The organism is Mycolicibacterium sp. ND9-15, from assembly GCF_035918395.1.
In the GTDB taxonomy this organism is placed as follows: domain Bacteria; phylum Actinomycetota; class Actinomycetes; order Mycobacteriales; family Mycobacteriaceae; genus Mycobacterium.
This window is the reverse complement of record NZ_CP142362.1, coordinates 37,501-56,856: the sequence shown is the minus strand read 5'-3', so window position 1 is coordinate 56,856 and position 19,356 is coordinate 37,501. Positions and strand designations below refer to the sequence as shown.

Annotated in this window: 18 protein-coding genes; 13 read left to right on the top strand and 5 right to left on the bottom strand. The window is 67.9% G+C overall.

From position 1 onward, the window contains the following. Positions 1–75 precede the first annotated feature (75 nt). The 8 genes from argC (at position 76) to argH (ending at position 8,476) form a co-directional block, all read left to right on the top strand. Positions 76–1,110, top strand: a complete 1,035-nt coding sequence (gene argC, locus QGN32_RS00265) for an N-acetyl-gamma-glutamyl-phosphate reductase (RefSeq protein ID WP_326546715.1) — start codon at positions 76–78, stop codon at positions 1,108–1,110. Next, complete coding sequence (gene argJ / locus QGN32_RS00260) at positions 1,107–2,315, top strand: bifunctional glutamate N-acetyltransferase/amino-acid acetyltransferase ArgJ (protein WP_326546714.1); 1,209 nt, start codon at positions 1,107–1,109, stop codon at positions 2,313–2,315. Before argC ends, argJ begins: the two co-directional genes overlap by 4 nt. After that, positions 2,312–3,184, top strand: a complete 873-nt coding sequence (argB, locus tag QGN32_RS00255; RefSeq protein ID WP_326546713.1) for an acetylglutamate kinase — start codon at positions 2,312–2,314, stop codon at positions 3,182–3,184. Before argJ ends, argB begins: the two co-directional genes overlap by 4 nt. Continuing rightward, entirely contained in the window at positions 3,181–4,353 is a 1,173-nt protein-coding gene (locus QGN32_RS00250; RefSeq protein WP_442791762.1) for an acetylornithine transaminase, read from the top strand. Before argB ends, QGN32_RS00250 begins: the two co-directional genes overlap by 4 nt. Then, positions 4,350–5,279, top strand: coding sequence for an ornithine carbamoyltransferase (gene argF, locus QGN32_RS00245; protein WP_326546712.1), 930 nt, complete (start codon positions 4,350–4,352; stop codon positions 5,277–5,279). Before QGN32_RS00250 ends, argF begins: the two co-directional genes overlap by 4 nt. Then, the gene (locus QGN32_RS00240; RefSeq protein WP_326546711.1) at positions 5,276–5,770 is read left to right on the top strand and encodes an arginine repressor; all 495 of its coding nucleotides are present in this window, start codon (positions 5,276–5,278) and stop codon (positions 5,768–5,770) included. Before argF ends, QGN32_RS00240 begins: the two co-directional genes overlap by 4 nt. Then, complete coding sequence (locus tag QGN32_RS00235) at positions 5,770–6,969, top strand: argininosuccinate synthase (protein ID WP_326546710.1); 1,200 nt, start codon at positions 5,770–5,772, stop codon at positions 6,967–6,969. Before QGN32_RS00240 ends, QGN32_RS00235 begins: the two co-directional genes overlap by 1 nt. A 94-nt stretch (positions 6,970–7,063) precedes the next feature. Further along, the gene (argH, locus tag QGN32_RS00230; protein ID WP_326546709.1) at positions 7,064–8,476 is read left to right on the top strand and encodes an argininosuccinate lyase; all 1,413 of its coding nucleotides are present in this window, start codon (positions 7,064–7,066) and stop codon (positions 8,474–8,476) included. A gap of 18 nt (positions 8,477–8,494) precedes the next feature. Here the strand turns inward: argH and QGN32_RS00225 are convergent, their stop codons facing one another. Together QGN32_RS00225 and QGN32_RS00220 are read right to left on the bottom strand one after the other, a co-directional pair. Further along, positions 8,495–8,968 carry a hypothetical protein gene (locus tag QGN32_RS00225; protein ID WP_326546708.1) on the bottom strand — a complete coding sequence of 158 codons (474 nt, stop codon included), beginning with the start codon at positions 8,966–8,968 and terminating at the stop codon, positions 8,495–8,497. Between the two features lie 21 nt (positions 8,969–8,989). Continuing rightward, positions 8,990–10,747, bottom strand: coding sequence for an ABC-F family ATP-binding cassette domain-containing protein (locus QGN32_RS00220; protein WP_326546707.1), 1,758 nt, complete (start codon positions 10,745–10,747; stop codon positions 8,990–8,992). A gap of 100 nt (positions 10,748–10,847) precedes the next feature. Between QGN32_RS00220 and QGN32_RS00215 the strand changes: the two genes are divergently transcribed. From QGN32_RS00215 to QGN32_RS00205, 3 genes are all read left to right on the top strand, one after another. After that, positions 10,848–13,817 carry an acyl-CoA synthetase gene (locus tag QGN32_RS00215; RefSeq protein ID WP_326546706.1) on the top strand — a complete coding sequence of 990 codons (2,970 nt, stop codon included), beginning with the start codon at positions 10,848–10,850 and terminating at the stop codon, positions 13,815–13,817. Positions 13,818–13,906: 89 nt separating this feature from the next. Beyond that, the gene (locus QGN32_RS00210) at positions 13,907–14,467 is read left to right on the top strand and encodes a hypothetical protein (protein WP_326546705.1); all 561 of its coding nucleotides are present in this window, start codon (positions 13,907–13,909) and stop codon (positions 14,465–14,467) included. A 6-nt stretch (positions 14,468–14,473) separates the two neighbouring features. Then, entirely contained in the window at positions 14,474–14,692 is a 219-nt protein-coding gene (locus QGN32_RS00205; RefSeq protein ID WP_326546704.1) for a Trm112 family protein, read from the top strand. On the opposite strand, the gene QGN32_RS00200 is transcribed toward QGN32_RS00205, so the two are convergent. Genes QGN32_RS00200 through QGN32_RS00190 form a run of 3 tightly spaced genes read right to left on the bottom strand, consistent with a single transcriptional unit; the run spans position 14,675 to position 16,820 of the window. Beyond that, complete coding sequence (locus tag QGN32_RS00200; protein WP_326546703.1) at positions 14,675–15,289, bottom strand: TetR/AcrR family transcriptional regulator; 615 nt, start codon at positions 15,287–15,289, stop codon at positions 14,675–14,677. The two genes, QGN32_RS00205 and QGN32_RS00200, sit on opposite strands and share 18 nt — an antisense overlap. A gap of 5 nt (positions 15,290–15,294) precedes the next feature. Continuing rightward, positions 15,295–16,122 (bottom strand): ABC transporter permease, encoded by an 828-nt coding sequence (locus QGN32_RS00195; protein WP_326546702.1) that lies wholly within the window; start codon positions 16,120–16,122, stop codon positions 15,295–15,297. Continuing rightward, positions 16,047–16,820, bottom strand: coding sequence for an ABC transporter ATP-binding protein (locus QGN32_RS00190; protein ID WP_326546701.1), 774 nt, complete (start codon positions 16,818–16,820; stop codon positions 16,047–16,049). Before QGN32_RS00190 ends, QGN32_RS00195 begins: the two co-directional genes overlap by 76 nt. 49 nt (positions 16,821–16,869) lie before the next feature. Between QGN32_RS00190 and QGN32_RS00185 the strand changes: the two genes are divergently transcribed. Together QGN32_RS00185 and tyrS are read left to right on the top strand one after the other, a co-directional pair. Then, positions 16,870–17,517, top strand: coding sequence for a DNA-3-methyladenine glycosylase (locus QGN32_RS00185; RefSeq protein WP_326546700.1), 648 nt, complete (start codon positions 16,870–16,872; stop codon positions 17,515–17,517). A 183-nt stretch (positions 17,518–17,700) separates the two neighbouring features. Next, a complete protein-coding gene (tyrS, locus tag QGN32_RS00180) occupies positions 17,701–18,984 on the top strand; it encodes a tyrosine--tRNA ligase (RefSeq protein WP_326548855.1) in 1,284 nt (427 codons plus the stop codon). Positions 18,985–19,356: the final 372 nt, after the last annotated feature.

The following is a 19,356-nucleotide window of genomic DNA, read 5'->3' as shown; positions in this document are numbered from 1 at the left end:
TGGGCGACTGGTTGCGCACCGAAGTCACCGGTAATGGATTTGCAACTGCTTGCATAACCATGCAGAATTGCGCGCATGGTTTCTGTGGCGGTGGCCGGTGCCAGCGGATATGCCGGCGGTGAGATCCTACGACTCCTGCTCGGTCACCCCGCATACGCCGACGGACGGCTGACGATCGGGGCGCTGACCGCCGCCGCGAGCGCGGGGGCTCCGCTGGCCGAGCACCATCCGCATCTGCTGCCGCTGTCCAGCCGAGTGCTCGAACCCACCGACACAGACGCCCTGAGCGGCCACGACGTGGTCTTCCTGGGGCTGCCGCACGGACATTCGGCCGCGTTGGCCGAGCAACTCGGGGACGAGACGCTGATCGTCGACTGCGGTGCCGACTTCCGGCTCACCGATGCCGTGGCGTGGCAGCGGTTCTACGGGTCGACGCACGCGGGGAGCTGGCCGTACGGCCTGCCGGAGCTGCCGGGCGCCCGCGAGCGGCTGCGCGGTGCGAAGCGGATCGCGGTGCCCGGCTGCTATCCGACCGCGGCGCTGCTGGCGCTGTGGCCCGCGGTCGCCGACGACCTCATCGAGCCCGCCGTCACCGTGGTGTCCGTCAGCGGCGCCTCGGGTGCGGGCCGGGCGGCCAAGACCGACCTGCTCGGCGCCGAGGTGATCGGCTCCGCGCGGGCTTACAACATCGGCGGCAAGCATCGGCACACCCCGGAGATCGCGCAGGGCCTCGGAGCGGTCACCGACAAGAACGTCACCGTGTCGTTCACACCGGTGCTGATCCCCACCTCTCGCGGCATCTTGGCCACCTGCACCGCGCGCACGACGGCACCGCTGTCGGAGCTTCGCGCCGCCTATGAAAAGGCTTATGACGCCGAACCTTTCGTGCACCTGCTGCCCGAGGGCCAGCTGCCGAAGACCGGCGCCGTGCTCGGCAGCAACGCCGCGCAACTGGCCGTCGCCGTGGACGAGGAGGCGCAGACCTTCATCGGCATCGCCGCGATCGACAACTTGGTCAAAGGTACCGGCGGCGCCGCCGTGCAGTCGATGAACCTGGCGCTGGGCTGGCCCGAGACCGAGGGGCTTTCGATTGTGGGAGTGGCACCGTGACCTCGGCGGAGACCCGGCTCGTGCACACCCAGGGCGTCACCGCGCCCGAGGGTTTCCGAGCGACGGGAATCGCCGCGGGCATCAAGGCGTCGGGAGCGTTGGATCTGGCGCTGGTGTTCAACGAGGGTCCGGACTACGCCGCAGCGGGCCTGTTCACCCGCAACCAGGTCAAGGCCGCTCCGGTGCTGTGGAGTCGGCAGGTGCTCACCACGGGCCGGCTGCGCGCGGTGATCCTGAACTCCGGTGGCGCCAACGCCTGCACCGGGCCCCAGGGTTTTCAGGACACCCATGCCACCGCAGAGGCCGTGGCAAAGGCGTTGAGTGGTTGGGGTACCGAGACGGGAGCGATCGAGGTCGCGGTCTGTTCGACCGGGCTGATCGGCAACCGGCTACCGATGGACAAGGTGCTCCCCGGCGTGACCGAGATCGTGCACGAGCTGGCGGGCGGGCTCACCGGCGGTGAGGAGGCCGCACGAGCCATCATGACCACCGACACCGTTCCCAAACAGGTTGCGCTGCACCACGCGGACAACTGGACCGTCGGCGGGATGGCGAAAGGCGCGGGCATGATCGCGCCGTCACTGGCCACCATGCTGTGTGTGCTCACCACCGACGCCGTCGCCGATGCCGCCGCGCTGGACGATGCGCTGCGCAAGGCCGCGGCGCTCACGTTCGACCGCCTCGACGTCGACGGCAGCTGCTCCACCAACGATTCGCTGCTGCTGCTGTCCTCCGGCGCAAGCGCGATCAGGCCCAGCCAGAGTGAACTCGACGACGCGATACTGCGCGTGTGCGACGACCTGTGCCGGCAACTGCAGGCCGACGCCGAGGGGGTGACCAAGCGCATCGTCGTCACGGTGACGGGCGCGGCCTCCGAGGACGACGCGCTGCACGGTGCCCGCCTCGTCGCGCGTGACAGCCTGGTCAAGACCGCGTTGTTCGGATCCGACCCGAACTGGGGCCGCGTGCTGGCGGCCATCGGCATGGCCCCGTTCAAGGTGGACCCCGAGCGGATCACGGTGGCGTTCAACGGAGTTCCGGTCTGGCATGATGGTGCACCCCAGCCGGGCGCGCGGGAACTAGATCTCTGCGGCGCTGACATCAGCGTCACGATCGACCTTGCCGATGGGTCGGCGCAGGCCTCGATCCGGACCACCGACCTGTCGCACGGCTACGTCGAAGAGAACTCGGCGTACAGTTCATGAGCGTCGAAACCCCGGTCAAGGCAAAGGTTCTGGCCGCTGCGCTGCCGTGGCTCAAACAGCTGCACGGCAAGATCGTGGTGATCAAGTACGGCGGCAACGCGATGACCGACGACGTGCTCAAGGAAGCCTTCGCCGCCGACATGGTCTTTCTGCGCAACTGCGGAGTGCATCCGGTCGTCGTACACGGTGGGGGTCCGCAGATCAGCGCGATGCTCAAACGCCTGGGCATCCAGGGCGATTTCAAGGGCGGGTTCCGGGTCACCACGCCGGAGGTGCTGGACGTCGCACGGATGGTGCTGTTCGGTCAGGTCGGCCGGGAACTGGTCGGGTTGATCAACGCCCACGGCCCGTACGCGGTCGGGGTCACCGGCGAGGACGCCCAGTTGTTCACCGCGGTGCGGCGCAGTGTCACGGTCGACGGGGTGGCCACCGACATCGGCCTGGTCGGCGACGTCGAGCAGGTCAACGCCGGGTCACTGCTGGACCTGATTGCCGCCGGCCGGATCCCGGTGGTGTCCACCATCGCTCCCGACACCGAGGGGGTGGTGCACAACATCAACGCCGACACCGCTGCGGCCGCGCTGGCGGAGGCGCTGGGCGCCGAGAAGCTGCTGATACTGACCGACGTCGAGGGCCTGTACACGAACTGGCCGGACCGCGGCTCACTGGTCAGCGAAATCGATTCCGGCGCACTGACTCAGCTGCTGCCGACACTGGAGGCCGGGATGGTGCCGAAGATCGAGGCATGCTTGCGTGCGGTCGCGGGCGGCGTGCCGAGCGCACATGTCATCGACGGCCGGGTCGAACACTGCGTGCTGGTCGAACTGCTCACCGACGAGGGCACGGGCACGAAGGTGGTGAGCGAGTGACTCTGCTGGAGCGGTGGCAGGCCGTGATGATGGACAACTACGGTACCCCGGCACTGGCGTTAGCCAGCGGCGACGGCGCCGTGGTGACCGACGTCGACGGCAAGACCTACGTGGATCTGCTCGGCGGTATCGCTGTCAACATCCTCGGCCACCGGCACCCGGCGGTGATCGAAGCGGTCACCGCACAACTCAACACGCTGGGCCACACGTCGAACCTGTATGCGACCGAACCCGGTATCGCGCTGGCCGAAGCGCTGGTCGCCCTACTCGGCGCCGACCCGGCGAAGGTGTTCTTCTGCAACTCGGGCGCCGAGGCCAACGAGGTCGCCTTCAAGATCACCCGGCTCACCGGGCGCACGAAACTCGTCGCCGCACACGGCGCGTTCCACGGCCGCACGATGGGGTCACTGGCGCTGACCGGTCAGCCCGCCAAGCGGGCGCCGTTCGAGCCGCTGCCCGGTTACGTCACCCACGTGCCGTACGGCGACGTCGATGCGCTGAGAGCGGCCGTCGATGACGAGACCGCGGCGGTGTTCCTCGAGCCGATCATGGGCGAAGGCGGCGTCGTGGTCCCGCCCGCCGGCTACCTCGTCGCCGCCCGCGAGATCACCGCAACACACAACGCGCTGCTGGTACTCGACGAGGTGCAGACCGGAATGGGCCGCACCGGAGCGTTTTTCGCCCACCAGCACGACGGCATCACCCCCGACATCGTCACCCTGGCCAAGGGGCTCGGTGGCGGCTTGCCGATCGGGGCCTGCATCGCGACCGGCACCACGGCCGGCTTGCTGACACCGGGGCTGCACGGCAGCACGTTCGGCGGCAACCCCGTCTGCACCGCGGCCGCGCTCGCGGTGCTGCGGGTACTCGCCGACGACGATCTGATCGGCCGGGCCGACGTGCTCGGCAAGACGCTGTCGACCGGCATCGAAGCACTGGGGCATCCGCTCGTGGACCACGTGCGGGGCCGCGGGTTGCTGCGCGGTGTCGTGTTGACCGCCGAGGCCGCCAAACCCGTCGAGGCCGCCGCGCGCGACGCCGGGTTCCTGGTCAACGCCGCCGCGCCCGACGTGATCCGGCTGGCGCCGCCGCTGATCATCACCGACTCCCAGATCGACGACTTCCTCGCCGTGCTGCCCGCGGTCCTCGACAAGGGCGCCGCGTCATGAGCCTGAGGCATTTCCTGCGCGACGACGACCTGAGTCCCGATGAGCAGGCCGAGGTTCTCGAGCTGGCGGCCCGGCTCAAAGCGCAGCCGTTCACCCGTCGCCCGCTCGAGGGTCCGAGCGGGGTCGCGGTCATCTTCGACAAGAACTCCACCCGCACCCGGTTCTCCTTCGAGATGGGCATCGCCCAACTCGGCGGCCACGCCGTCGTCGTCGACGGCCGCAGCACCCAACTCGGCCGCGACGAGACGTTGGAGGACACCGGGCGGGTGCTCTCGCGCTACGTCAAGGCCATCGTGTGGCGCACCTTCGCCCAGGACCGGCTGACCGCGATGGCCGCGGGCGCAACGGTGCCGATCGTCAACGCGCTCTCCGACGAGTTCCACCCGTGCCAGGTGCTCGCCGATCTGCAGACGCTCACCGAGCGCAAGAACCGACTGGTGGGCCTGCGGATGACCTACCTCGGCGACGGCGCCAACAACATGGCCCACTCGCTGATGCTGGGCGGCGTGACAGCGGGCGTGCACGTCACGATTGCGGCGCCCGGCGGCTTCCAACCGCATCCGGACTTCGTCGACGCGGCGCAGAAGCGCGCCTCGGATACCGGTGCGACGGTCACTGTCACCGAGGACGCGAATGCCGCGGCCGACGGCGCCGACGTACTCGTCACCGACACCTGGACGTCGATGGGGCAGGAGGACGACGGCTTGGACCGGGTCGGGCCGTTCCGGCCGTATCAGGTCAACTCCGATCTGTTGGCACTCGCTGATGCTGAAGCCGTTGTGCTGCATTGCCTTCCGGCCCACCGCGGTGAAGAGATCACCGACGACGTGATCGACGGGCCGCAGAGCGCGGTGTGGGACGAGGCCGAGAACCGGCTGCACGCACAGAAGGCGCTGCTGGTGTGGCTCCTGGAGCGTGCGAGATGACTTCCGCGGTCACCCGAGCGGGCAGGCAGGCCCGCATCGTGTCAATCCTGTCGTCGCGCTCGGTGCACAGCCAAACCGAACTGGCCACCCTGCTGGCCGAGGACGGGATCGAGGTCACGCAGGCCACGCTGTCGCGCGATCTGGAGGAACTCGGCGCGGTGAAACTGCGCGGCGCCGACGGCGGGGTCGGCGTGTACGTCGTCCCCGAGGACGGCAGCCCGGTGCGCGGCGTAGCCGGTGGCACCGAACGGATGTCGCGGCTGCTGGCCGAGTTGCTGGTGTCGACCGACGCCAGCGGCAACCTGGCGATCCTGCGGACCCCACCCGGGGCGGCGCACTATCTGGCCAGCGCGATGGACCGCGCGGCACTCCCGTTTGTCGTCGGCACCGTCGCCGGCGACGACACCATCCTGGTAGTCGCGCGTGAGCCGATGAGCGGCGCCGAACTGGCGACCAAACTCGAGAGAATTCGACAAAAGGAGACTTGCTGATGTCCGAACGCGTCATTTTGGCGTATTCCGGCGGTCTGGACACCTCGGTGGCGATCAGCTGGATCGGCAAGGAGACCGGGCGCGAGGTGGTCGCCGTCGCGATCGACCTCGGTCAGGGCGGCGAAGATATGGAGGTCGTCCGCAAGCGCGCGCTCGACTGCGGTGCCGTGGAGGCCGTGGTTGTCGACGCCAAAGACGAGTTCGCCGACGAGTACTGCCTGCCCGCGATCCAGTCCAACGCCCTGTACATGGACCGCTATCCGCTGGTCTCGGCGTTGAGCCGACCGCTGATCGTCAAGCATCTGGTGACCGCGGCGCGCGAGCACGGCGGCGGTATCGTCGCGCACGGCTGCACCGGCAAGGGCAACGACCAGGTCCGCTTCGAGGTTGGATTCGCCTCGCTGGCACCGGATTTGCAGGTGCTCGCGCCGGTCCGCGACTATGCGTGGACCCGCGAGAAGGCAATCGCGTTCGCCGAGGAGAACGCGATCCCGATCAACGTCACCAAGCGCTCGCCGTTCTCCATCGATCAGAACGTCTGGGGCCGCGCCGTGGAGACCGGCTTTCTCGAGCACCTGTGGAACGCGCCCACCAAGGACGTCTACGACTACACCGAGGATCCAACCGTCAACTGGAGCACACCCGACGAGGTGATCGTGGGATTCGAACGCGGCGTTCCGGTTTCGATCGACGGTCGGTCGGTGACGGTGCTGCAGGCGATCGAGGAGCTCAACCGCCGCGCCGGCGAGCAGGGCGTGGGCAGGCTCGACGTCGTCGAGGACCGGCTGGTCGGCATCAAGAGCCGCGAGATCTACGAGGCGCCCGGCGCGATGGCGTTGATCACCGCACACACCGAACTCGAACACGTCACGCTCGAACGCGAACTCGGCCGGTTCAAGCGCCACACCGACCAGAAGTGGGGTGAGCTGGTCTATGACGGGTTGTGGTACTCGCCGCTGAAGACCGCGCTGGAGTCGTTCGTCGCCAACACCCAGCAGCACGTGACCGGAGAGATCCGGATGGTGTTGCACGGCGGGCACATCGCGGTGAACGGACGCCGGAGCGCCGAGTCGCTCTACGACTTCAACCTCGCCACCTACGACGAGGGCGATACGTTCGACCAGACCGCGGCCAGGGGCTTCGTGCAGATCCACGGCCTGTCGTCGAGCATCTCGGCCCGCCGGGACCTGGGCGAGTGACGCACCCCCCACCGCGAGTGACCGTGTCTGCACACCGACACGCCGGGCATTGGCGTACAACAGCGGTCGCTCGCGCCGAACGAAGGACCCCGAAATGAGCACCAACGAGGGGTCGCTGTGGGGCGGACGGTTCTCTGATGGACCGTCGGATGCGCTCGCCGCGTTGTCGAAGTCGACCCACTTCGACTGGGTGCTCGCGCCGTACGACATCCGGGCGTCGAAAGCGCACGCGCGAGTGCTGTTCGACGCCGGACTGCTGACCGACGAGCAGCGTGACGGCCTGGTCGCAGGCCTGGAAAGCCTGGCCGCCGACGTCGCCAACGGTAGCTTCGGGCCGATGGCGACCGACGAGGACGTGCACGGCGCGCTCGAACGCGGCCTCATCGATCGCGTCGGCCCTGAACTCGGCGGCCGCCTGCGGGCCGGCCGATCCCGAAATGACCAGGTGGCCACGCTGTTTCGGATGTGGCTGCGCGACGCGATCAGACGCGTCGCGGACGGTGCCCTGCAGGTCGTCGACGCGTTGACGACCCAGGCCGCCGCCCACCCGACCGCGATCATGCCGGGCAAGACGCACCTGCAGTCCGCGCAGCCCATCCTCCTCGCGCACCATCTGCTGGCCCACGCGCATCCGCTGCTGCGCGACGTCGACCGACTGGCGGACTTCGACAAGCGGGCGGCGGTGTCACCCTACGGGTCCGGCGCCCTGGCCGGTTCGTCGCTGGGCCTTAACCCCGATGCGATCGCCGAGGACCTCGGCTTCGATGCGGCGGCCGACAACTCCGTCGACGCCACCGCATCGCGCGACTTCGCCGCCGAGGCGGCGTTCGTGCTCTCGATGATCGGCGTCGACCTGTCCCGGCTGGCCGAGGACATCATCCTCTGGAGCACAACCGAATTCGGTTACGTCATCTTGCACGACTCCTGGTCGACCGGAAGCTCGATCATGCCCCAGAAGAAGAACCCCGACATCGCGGAGTTGGCCCGCGGCAAGTCGGGTCGGCTGATCGGCAACCTCACCGGGTTGCTGGCCACACTCAAGGCCCAGCCGCTGGCATACAACCGGGACCTGCAGGAGGACAAGGAACCGGTGTTCGACTCCGTCGCGCAGCTGGAACTGCTGCTGCCGGCCATGGCGGGATTGGTGGCGACGCTGCGCTTCGATGTCGACCGGATGGCCGAGCTCGCGCCGCTGGGCTACACCTTGGCCACCGATGTCGCCGAGTGGCTGGTGCGCAGGGGAGTGCCGTTCCGGGTCGCGCACGAAGCGGCCGGTGCCGCGGTGCGCGCAGCGGAGGCGCGCGGTGTCGGGCTGGAGGAACTCACCGACGCCGAACTCGCCGGCATACACCCGGAGCTCACGGCGCAGGTGCGCGAAGTGCTGACCGTCGAGGGCTCGGTGAACTCCCGCGACGCCCGCGGAGGCACCGCACCCATCCAGGTCGCCAAGCAGCTCGGCGTCGTGCGAAATTCCGCGGACCGGCTGCGGCGTCGGTTGAGGGGATGACCGAAGCTTAGGTGCCTGTCAGTCGTCGTCGTTGCAGATCTTCACTTCGAGGCGGCCGTTGTCGATCTCGAGTTCGAGATCGAGTTCGTCGGCACCTCGGCGGAACTCGATCTCCACCTCGTCGGCCTCCTCATCGTCGACCTGATGCGTCCAGCCCTCGGCCGGGGTGACCGACTCCAGGGTGAGGCGGCCATCGGCGAAGGTGACCACCGCCGAACCCGCGTCGAACACCTGGTAGCGCCCGTCCGGAACGGGCTCCAGGCGGACGCACTGGTGGCGTTCGGGTCTGGCCGGCACCGCCGTCCCGGTCTGCGGAGCGGTGACCGTCGGCGCGGTTTGTCCGGCGGGTGGTGGTGTCGCGGGCGCGAGGCTGGCCGTGGTCGCGGCCGGCTCCGTGACGGTCACCGTGGACTGAGTTTCGTCGCCCGACCCACATGCGGACAGGACAAGAGCGCCGGCTGCGATGGCTGCGCCCGTCAATAAATTCGTCATGCTTTCACCGTACGGACTATGTCAGGCCTCGGCCGCGGCCAGCCAGGCTTCCTCGAGAGATTCCTTGCGGCCCAACAACTCCTGAAGCTCGACATTTAACTCGCCCAGCCGCACATGGTCCGCGGCGGCCTCGGCCATCGCCTCGTGCAGTTCGGCGATCCGCGCCTCGAGCTTTTCCAGCTGTCCCTCGATGCGGGCCATCTCCTTGCCGGCGCGCCGCTCCCGCGCCGATGCGGTCTCGACCTGTGGGGCCGATTCCGACGATGCCGGGGCGGCCCGCGAAGCCGCGACCGCGCGGCCCGCCAGATACTGCTCGATCCCGCCGGGCAACAGCTCGCAGCGGCCGCCGCCGGTCAACGCGTAGGTGACGTCGCAGACCCGTTCGAGGAAGTAGCGGTCATGGGTCACGACGATCAGCGTGCCGGGCCAGCCGTCCAGGTAGTCCTCGATGACGGTCAGCGTGTCGATGTCGAGGTCGTTGGTCGGCTCGTCGAGCAGCAGCACGTTCGGCTCGTCGAGCAACAGCCGCAGGAACTGCAGCCTGCGCCGCTCCCCGCCGGACAAGTCGGCCACCCGCGCGGTGAGCTTGTCGCCGCTGAACCCGAAATCGCGCAGCAGCGTGTCGGCACTGATCTCGCCGCCGCCCGCCAGTTCCGTGATGCGCCGCCGGTTCTCGACGGCGTCGAGCACCCGGTCGGCCCCGTCGAGTTCGGCCAGCGACTGGCTCAGATAGCCGATCTTCAGCGTGGCGCCCCGCTTGATCGTGCCTGCCGTCGGCGCGAGTTCGCCGGCCAGCAGTCGCAGCACCGTCGTCTTTCCCGTTCCGTTGACGCCGACCAGCCCGATGCGCGCACCGGGCCCGATCGACCAGTCGACCTTGTCCAGCACGACGGTGTCGCCCGCCTCGAGCCGGACCCGGTGCAGGTCGAATACATCCTTACCGAGCCGGGTGGTGGCGAACCGCTGCAGAACGAGTGAATTCCGCGGCGGCGGTTCGTTGGCGATCAGCTCGTTGGCGGCCTGGATGCGGAACTTCGGTTTCGACGTCCGCGCCGGCGGACCGCGCCGCAACCACGCCAACTCCTTGCGCATCAGGTTCTGCCTGCGCGTCTCCGCACCGGCCGCGAGCCGCATCCGCTCTGCCCGTGCGAGGACGTAGGCCGCATAACCGCCCTCGTATCCGTCGACGGTCCTGGCGTGCACCTCCCACGTCCTGGTGCACACCGCGTCGAGGAACCACCGATCGTGGCTCACCACCACGATCGCCTTGGCCCCGCGCCGATTCAGGTGGGTGGCCAACCACCCGATGACCTCGACGTCGAGGTGGTTGGTCGGCTCATCGAGCACAAGCACGTCATGGCCGGCGATCAACACCGCGGACAGCGCCACCCGGCGCCGCTCACCGCCGGACAGCCGGCCGACCGCGCTGTCGAGGGCGACGTCGGCCAACAGGTGTGAGACCACGTCGCGCGTCTCGGGTTCGGCCGCCCAGACGTGGTCGGCTCGGCCGCCGACGATCACGTCGCGCACGGTTTCGTCGACGGCGAAGTCATCGCTTTGCCGCAGGTATCCCACCGACAGCCCGGACGTGTGGGTGACCCGACCCGAGTCCGGCGCGCAGGTGAGCGTCAGGATCTCCAGCAGCGTGGTCTTTCCGTCGCCGTTGCGGCCCACGACGCCGATCGCATCGCCCTCCTCGATGCCCAGACTGACCGCGTCGAGGAGCGTGCGGGTGCCGGAGCCGATCGTCGCGCGCTCGACATTGATCAGGTTCGCCATCAGCCGCCGATGATAGGTCGGCCCTGTCATGGGGGTCGCTGTGCCATGATGACGTCGGCAATTCGGGGATTTCACGTCGGTGTGAAGGGGAGCGTGCGGTGTGGATCTGTCGGCGATAACCAAGCCGGTCGGACGACTGGTCGCCACCGCCCAAAACGGGCTGGAGGTGCTTCGTTACGGCGGCCTGGAAACCGGCGCGGTGCCCTCGCCATTCCAGATCATCCAGAGCGTGCCCATGTACCGGCTACGGCGCTACTTTCCGCCCGACACGAGGCCGGGGACAAAGCCACCCGGTCCGCCCGTGCTGATGGTTCATCCGATGATGATGTCCGCCGACATGTGGGATGTCACCCGTGACGACGGTGCCGTGGGCATCCTGCACAAAGCGGGCATCGACCCGTGGGTCATCGACTTCGGCTCCCCCGACAAGATCGAGGGCGGCATGGAACGCACGCTCGCCGATCACGTCGTCGCCCTGAGCGAGGCGATCGACACCGTCAAAGAGGTCACCGGCCGCGACGTGCACCTGGCCGGTTACTCGCAGGGCGGCATGTTCGCCTACCAGACCGCCGCCTACCGCCGGTCGAAAGACCTCGCGAGCATCATCGCGTTCGGCGCGCCGGTCGACACCCTGGCCGCGCTGCCCATGAACCTGCCCCCGAGCGTGGCCCCCGCGGCCGCCGACTTCATGGCCGACCATGTGTTCAGCCGGATCGACATTCCCGGTTGGCTCGCCCGCACCGGTTTCCAGATGCTCGACCCGATCAAAACCGCGCAGTCGCGCATCGACTTCCTGCGGCAGCTGCACGACCGCGAGGCGCTGCTGCCCCGCGAACAGCAACGCCGCTTCCTGGCCTCCGAAGGGTGGATCGCCTGGTCGGGCCCTGCCATCGCCGAACTCCTCAAACAGTTCATCGCACACAACCGGATGATGAGCGGCGGCTTCTCCATCCACGGTGACCTTGTCACGCTGTCGGACATCGACTGCCCGGTGTTGGCTGTGATCGGCGAGGTCGACGACATCGGCCAACCCGCCGCGGTTCGCGGAATCAAGCGGGCCGCGCCGAAGGCTGATATTCACGAATTCCTCATCCGCGCAGGGCATTTCGGCCTTGTTGTCGGGTCGAAGGCGGCCAGCCAGACGTGGCCGACGGTCGCGCAGTGGGTCAAATGGCTGGATGGCTCCGGCGACCGCCCCGGGGGCGTCAACCCGATGACGGTGCAGCAGGCGGACCCCAACGAATCAGGCGTTTCGTTCAGCTCGCGGGTGGCGCACACCACCGCCGCCGCCACCGAGATGGCGTGGAGCCTCGCACGTTCGGCGGCCGACGCGGTCCTGACCGCGAACAGGTCCGCGCGGGCGTTGGCCGTCGAGACGGCGCGCACACTGCCGCGCCTGGCCCGCCTCGGCCAGATCAACGAGCACACTCGCATTTCGTTCGGCCGGATCCTGTCCGAGCAGGCCAGTGACTTCCCTCGCGGCGACTGTCTGCTGTTCGACGGTCGCGTCCACACCTACGACGCCGTGGACCGCCGCATCAACAACGTCGTCCGCGGACTCATCGAGGTCGGGGTACGCCAGGGCGCGCATGTCGGGGTGTTGATGGAGACCCGGCCCAGTGCGCTGGTGGCGATCGCGGCGCTGTCACGGCTCGGCGCGGTGGCCGTGCTGATGCCGCCGGACGTCGATCTGCCCACCGCCGCCCGGCTGGGCTCGGTGTCGGACATCATCGCCGATCCGAGCAGCCTCGAAGCCGCCCGGCAACTCGGCATGCGCGTGTTGATCCTCGGCGGCGGCGAGTCCCGCGACCTGGACGTTCCGGAGGACGCCGACGTCATCGACATGGAGAAGATCGACCCGGACGCCGTCGAGCTTCCCGGCTGGTACCGACCCAATCCAGGCCTCGCGCGCGACCTTGCGTTCATCGGATTCAGCTCGGTCAGCGGAGAACTGGTCGCACGACAAATCACCAACGCCCGCTGGGCTATCTCGGCATTCGGTACCGCGTCCGCGGCCAACCTCAGCCGCGCTGACACGGTCTACTGCCTGACCCCGCTGCACCACCAGTCCGGGCTGCTCGTCGCGCTGGGCGGTGCTGCCGTCGGTGGCTCGCGGATCGCGCTGTCCCGAGGCCTGCGGCCCGATCGGTTCCTCAACGAGATTCGCCAGTACGGGGTCACGGTGGTGACCTACACGTGGGCGATGCTGCGCGAGGTCATCGACGATCCGTCGTTCGCGCTGCACGGCAGTCACCCGGTGCGGTTGTTCATCGGATCCGGTATGCCGAGCGGACTGTGGAAGCGCGTCGTGGAGATTTTCGAACCGGCTCTCGTCGTCGAGTTCTTCGCCACCACGGACGGACAAGCTGTGCTGGCCAATGTGTCCGGCGCGAAGATCGGCAGTAAGGGCCGGCCGTTGCCGGGGGGCAGGGAACTCGAGTTGGCGGCCTACGACCCGGACGAGGACCTGATCCTGGAGGACGAGCGGGGGTTCGTGCGTCGGGCCGAACCCAACGAGGTCGGTGTGCTGATCGCCCGTCCGCGCGGCCCGGTTGACCCGACCTCCCCGGTCAAGCGCGGTGTCTTCGCCCCGGCCGACACCTGGGTGTCGACGGAATACCTGTTCCGCCGCGATGACGACGGCGACTACTGGCTCGTCGACAGCCGCGGTGCGGTCATCCACACCGATCGGGGCTGTGTCTACGCCTCTACCGTCAACGACGCGGCCGGCTGTCTCGGGGCGGTCGACCTCGCGGTCACCTATCCGGTGGAGGCCAATGGCCGTCAACTGGCCGTCACCGCTCTGGAGTTGTGTCCCGGCGGCAGCATCCCGTCCGCCGACCTCTCGGAGGCGCTGGCGGATCTCGCGGTGGGCAACCCGCCCGACATCGTCCACGTGGTGCCGCAGATGGCGCTCAGCGCGTCCTACCGGCCGCTCGTGAGCCCGCTGCGAGCGCAGGGTGTTCCGAAGCCGTCACGTAACGCCTGGTTCCTCGACCCCGATACGAACCGGTACAAGCGGTTGACCGTCGCCGTCCGTGCCGAGATGGCCGAGGGCCTGCCGGAATGACGCCGTGCCGGTCGGCGCGTGCGCTGTTAGGCTCCCGCTGGCGGCACGTCGCCGGTCGGGGCGGCCGCGCCACCTGAGCTGGAGGTTTGATGAAATCGCGAACCGGTTCGCATCGCGATACCTGGCGTCGGTTGTCGGCGGCCGGTATCGCCGGCGGCGCGTTGACCGCCGGCCTACTGGCCGGGGTGGGAGCGCCGACATCGTTGGCGCAGCCCGCGGAGCCGGCCGTCGAGACCGAGGCGCCCCAGCCGCAAGCCGAGGGCCCGAGGAAGCCGTGCACCGGCGACGATTGCAAGCGCGCTGACGAGGAGAAGGTCGCAGCGGCGGCCCGCGCGCGGCAGGCCGACCAGGTGCTCTCGCGCATTTACGAGGAGTACCGGCAGGGTGACGGCGGCGGTCAGATCTCGGTCCTGATCGACGACGCGGTGAAGCTCCGTAAGCAGGGTTTCCGCCCGTCGAACGCGAACGCCGCGGCACTGTTGGACGCGCTCGAGCACCGGCCGAACCAGACTCCGCTGGTCGAGGCGCTCAAGGAAACCATCGCCTATCAGCGCAAGCTCCAACTCCGCGCGCAACAGTCCGCTGCAGCCAGCGGTCCGGTCGCCGGCCCAGTGCCGGTCCTTCCGGGCATGAACGTCCCGCTGGGCTGATCGGCCGTGGCCCTCGACGAGAAGCTGCTCGACATCCTGGTCTGTCCTCAGGATCGCGGTCCCCTGCTATTGATTTCGGACGAATACCTCTACAACCCGCGGCTGCGCCGGGCCTATCGCATCGATGACGGCATCCCGGTGTTGCTGATCGACGAGGCCGTCGCCATCAACGACGAGGCCGAGCATCAGCGGATGCTGGACCGCGCGTCAGGCGAAGCCGGGTAGCTCGCCGGTGAGGTAGCGCTGCAGGTTCGGCGCGATGGTCTCGACGATCTGCTCGACGGGCAGCGACTTGAACGGTTCGAGTTCGAGGATGTAGCGGGCCATCACCACGCCCACCAGTTGCGAGGCCACGAATTGCACTCGGACCGGCCCGCTCCCCGGCGGATCGTCGACGCGGGAACCGACCTCCCGAGCGATCACCTCCTGCAGGAACGAGCGGACCAGGGCGGAATCGTTGCCCCCGAGGATGGACCGCAGCGTCGCGATGAAACCCATGCCCATCTCCGAATCCCACAGCGGCAGCAGAAGCGACGGCAGGGTATGGCCCATCTCGTCGATCGGGACCTGCTGCAACGGGCCGATGACCTGCATGGGATCGATCGGAATGTGGATCGCCGCGGCGAACAACTGGGTCTTGGTTCCGAAGTAGTGATGCACCAGCGCGGGATCGACGTCCGCGGCCGTGGCGATCGCGCGAATCGAGGTCGTGTCGAAACCGTTGCGCGCGAATAGCTCCCGTGCACTGGCCAGGATGCGGTCACGGGTGTCGGAGGTTCCGGGTGGTCGGCCCGGCCGCTTGCGTTCGGCATTGGTGGTCAAGGTGATTACGGTGTCCTTCGTCGTAGCGTGGCCGCCGCGAGGCCGAGGGCGGCGGTCGCGAAGCCGATGACCACCGCCATGTCACGCACCACGGTGAACGTCGGCTCTGCGAAAACCGCGACCTGTTGCAGCGCCTCCAGAGCGTAACTGGCGGGCAGCGCATTGCTGATCCACTGCAGCCACTCCGGCAGCGCGCCGCGCGGCACGATGATCCCGCAAAGCAGGAGTTGCGGCGCGATCACCAAGGGCATGAACTGCACGGCCTGAAACTCGGTGCGCGCGAACGCACTACACAGTAGACCCAGCCCGACCCCGAGGACGGCGTTGACGATGGCGATCGCGAACACCCAGACCGGGCTGCCTTCGGTGTGCAGGCCGAGAAACGCGTAGGAGATGAGGCACGCAAGCGTCGCCTGAGCGGCGGCAGCGATCGAGAATGCAGTGCCGTAAGCCGCGAGGAGATCCAGCCGGCGCAGGGGAGTGGTCAAGATCCGCTCCAGAGTGCCCGAAACCCGTTCGCGCTGCATCGTTATCGATGTGATCAAGAACATCACGATGAGCGGGAACACACCGAGCATGATCAAACAGGCGTTGTTGAACGGAGAGAGTGCCCCCGGCGCGCGCGGAGCATCCTGGAACATGAAGTAGAGCAACGCGATGACCAGGCTGGGCACGAGGAGGATCATTGCGACGCTGCGGTGGTCGGCCGCCAGTTGGCGCAGGATCCGCCCGGTGGTCGCGAGGTAGGCCTGGGGGCTCAGCCGACCCCGGCTCGTCCGACGTCGGTGCTGTGCCTGATGACGGACAGAAACGCTTCCTCCAGTGACTGACATCCGGTGTCCTCTCGTAGTTTGGCGGGCGTGGTGTGGGCGAGTAGCCGGCCGTCGCGCATGAGTAGCAGGTCGCCGCAGTGATCGGCTTCGTCCATGACATGGCTGGTGACCAGCAAAGTCGTGCCCTGCCTGGCCAATCGCTGGAACTGGTCCCACAGGTCCACGCGCAGTACGGGATCGAGTCCAACGGTGGGTTCGTCGAGCACCAGCAGATCTGGGTGCGATACCAAAGCGCATGCCAGCGACGCGCGTGTCCGCTGGCCGCCGGAGAGGTTTCTGCACAAGGCGCTTCGATGGTCGGCGAGCCCGACCGCGGCCACGGCGTCATCGGCCGAATCGACGCCGGTGCCGTACAGAGCGGCGAAATAGCGCGCGTTGTCGATGACGCGTAAATCGTCGTAGATGGTGGGATCCTGGGTGACATAACCGACGCGGTGCCGTAACTCCGCCGAGCCGGCCGGTTTTCCGAATACTCGGACCGCGCCGGCCGTGACGATCTGGGATCCGACGATGCTGCGCATCAGCGTCGTCTTGCCGCAGCCCGACGGGCCCAGCACACCGGTGATCGTTCCGGGGGCGAGCCGTACACTGACGTCGTCGAGGGCGAGGCGGTTGCCGCGTACCACCTGCAGGTTCTCGATGTCGACCGCGGGGATCGCGTCCTGCCTAACGAATTCACCATTCGATGAAGTCATCATGTGATGAATATCCTTTGGGTGCACGATCGACGTCAAGGCTCTCCGTAAGATGCTTCACCGATGCTCCGAGAATCGCTGGTCGACAGTGACCGCTGAAGTCTTGTCGGCCGATCCGTTGACCGCCGCTCAGCGGCTGCTCGGCGCCGTCCTCACCGCGCGCGGAGTGAGCGCGACGATCGTCGAGGTGGAGGCGTACGGCGGCCCGCCGGACGGCCCATGGCCGGACGCGGCCGCACACTCCTATCGCGGTCCCGGGACGCGGAATCGGGTGATGTTCGGCCCTGCCGGGCGGCTGTACACCTATCGCAGTCACGGTATTCACGTGTGCGCGAACGTCGTGTGCGCCACCGATGGCGTGGCGGGCGCCGTGCTCCTGAGGGCCGCGGCGATCGAGGCCGGTCTCAGCACCGCATACGCCCGCCGCGGTGAGTCGGTCCGCCCCGCCGCATTGGCCCGAGGGCCGGGCAACCTGTGTTCAGCGCTGGGAATCACGATGGAGGACAACGGAATCGATCTGTTCGATCCCCGCAGCCCGATCCAGGTGACCTTCGGTGAGCGGCACGTCACTGAACAGGGTCCGCGGGTCGGCGTGAGCAAGGCCGCCGACCGGCCATGGCGACTGTGGCTGGCGGGCCGACCGGAGGTGTCGGCGTATCGGCGTAGCCCACGGGCGCCGGCCCCCGGTGGGAGTGACTAACTAAGTCGCACTTTGGCAGCGGCGCGACGCTCGCGATTCGATGCTGGCAAATGCCGCGGTAAAGGTGGCCGTCTTCCGCTCGCCGGTAACGCGACGAAGGTGCTCGAGAGATCTGCTCAGCGCCCCGGTAGGTCGACGTGGCCGAGCATCACCATGCTCACGTCATACGGAAAGATCGCAGGCATGGATACGTCGATTCTCGACGAATTGGAATGGCGCGGGCTGATCGCGCAGTCCACCGACCGTGACGCGCTGGCCGACGTACTCGCGGCCGGACCCATTACCGTGTACTCGGGTTTCGACCCGACGGCTCCGAGCCTGCACGCAGGCCACCTCATCCCGCTGCTGACGCTGCGTCGTTTTCAGCAGGCGGGCCACCGGCCGATTGTGCTGGCGGGTGGCGCCACCGGCATGATCGGCGACCCGCGCGATACCGGGGAGCGCACGCTGAACACCGCCGACACGGTGGCCGATTGGGCCGAGCGGATCCGCGGGCAACTCGAGCGCTTCGTCGAGTTCAACGACTCCGCAACGGGAGCGGTCGTCGAGAACAACCTTTCATGGACCGGGCCGCTGTCCGCGATCGAGTTCCTGCGCGACGTCGGCAAGTACTTCTCGGTCAACGTGATGCTCGAGCGCGACACGGTTCGGCGCCGGCTCGAAGGTGAAGGCATCTCCTACACCGAGTTCAGCTACATGCTCTTGCAGGCCAACGATTACGTGGAGTTGCACCGGCGATACAACTGCTCCTTGCAGATCGGCGGTTCCGACCAATGGGGCAACATCATCGCCGGGGTCAGGTTGGTCCGTCAGAAGGACGCGGCGACGGTGCACGCGCTGACCACGCCGTTGGTGACCGACGCCGAAGGCAGGAAGTTCGGTAAGTCGACGGGGGGCGGCAGCCTGTGGCTGGACCGGCAGATGACCAGCCCTTACGCCTGGTATCAGTACTTCGTCAACACCGCGGATGCAGACGTCGTCCGATACTTGCGCTGGTTCACATTTCTTTCCCCCGACGAGTTGGCCGACTTGGAACAGGCGACTGCGGAGCGCGCCCACGAACGTGCGGGTCAACGGCGCCTGGCGCGCGAACTCACCACGTTGGTACACGGGGAAGCCGCGACGCGTTCCGTCGAGCACGCCAGCCAGGCTCTTTTCGGTCGGGGCGAACTGACGGAACTGGACGAGCCGACGCTGGCCGCAGCGCTGCGGGAGGCCAGTAACGATGGAGTCGCCGAACTGAAGGCCGGTGGCCCCGATGCGATCGTCGACCTGCTCGTCGCCAGTGGGCTCTCACCGAGCAAGGCGGCCGCCCGGCGCACCGTCGCCGAGGGCGGTGTCTACGTCAATAACGCCCGGGTGGAAAGCGAGGAGTGGGTTCCGCAACCCACCGACTTCCTGCACGGCCGTTGGCTGGTGCTGCGCCGGGGCAAGCGGAACGTCGCGGGTATCGAACGGGTCGCTTGAGTCGGCGGGAACAATGTGAGCGGTCCGGGCGTTGAACTCTTCGGCTGGGAGCCAACGCACTCCGGTGCGCGTGACGGGAGCGACCTGAAATACCCGCTCTATCAGGCCATTTGACTCCTAGTTTTCCCTGACGTAACTTGATGACTCGTCGCTGCGACACGGGCCCAGCCCGAAGAGCGCGGCGGTTCCCAGAGGGAAACCCCACCTCGGTGGGTTCCTGAGCGTCCGCACTACGAGTACGCGGCTTCAAAGCCGCGGGCTAATCGTGCGGCCGTGCGGGTGTGTTGTTTGAGAACTCAATAGTGTGTTTGGTGGTTTTTGTTTGTTGTTGTTTTTTGCCATGCCCTTTTTTCCCGTTTGTGGGTGTGGTGT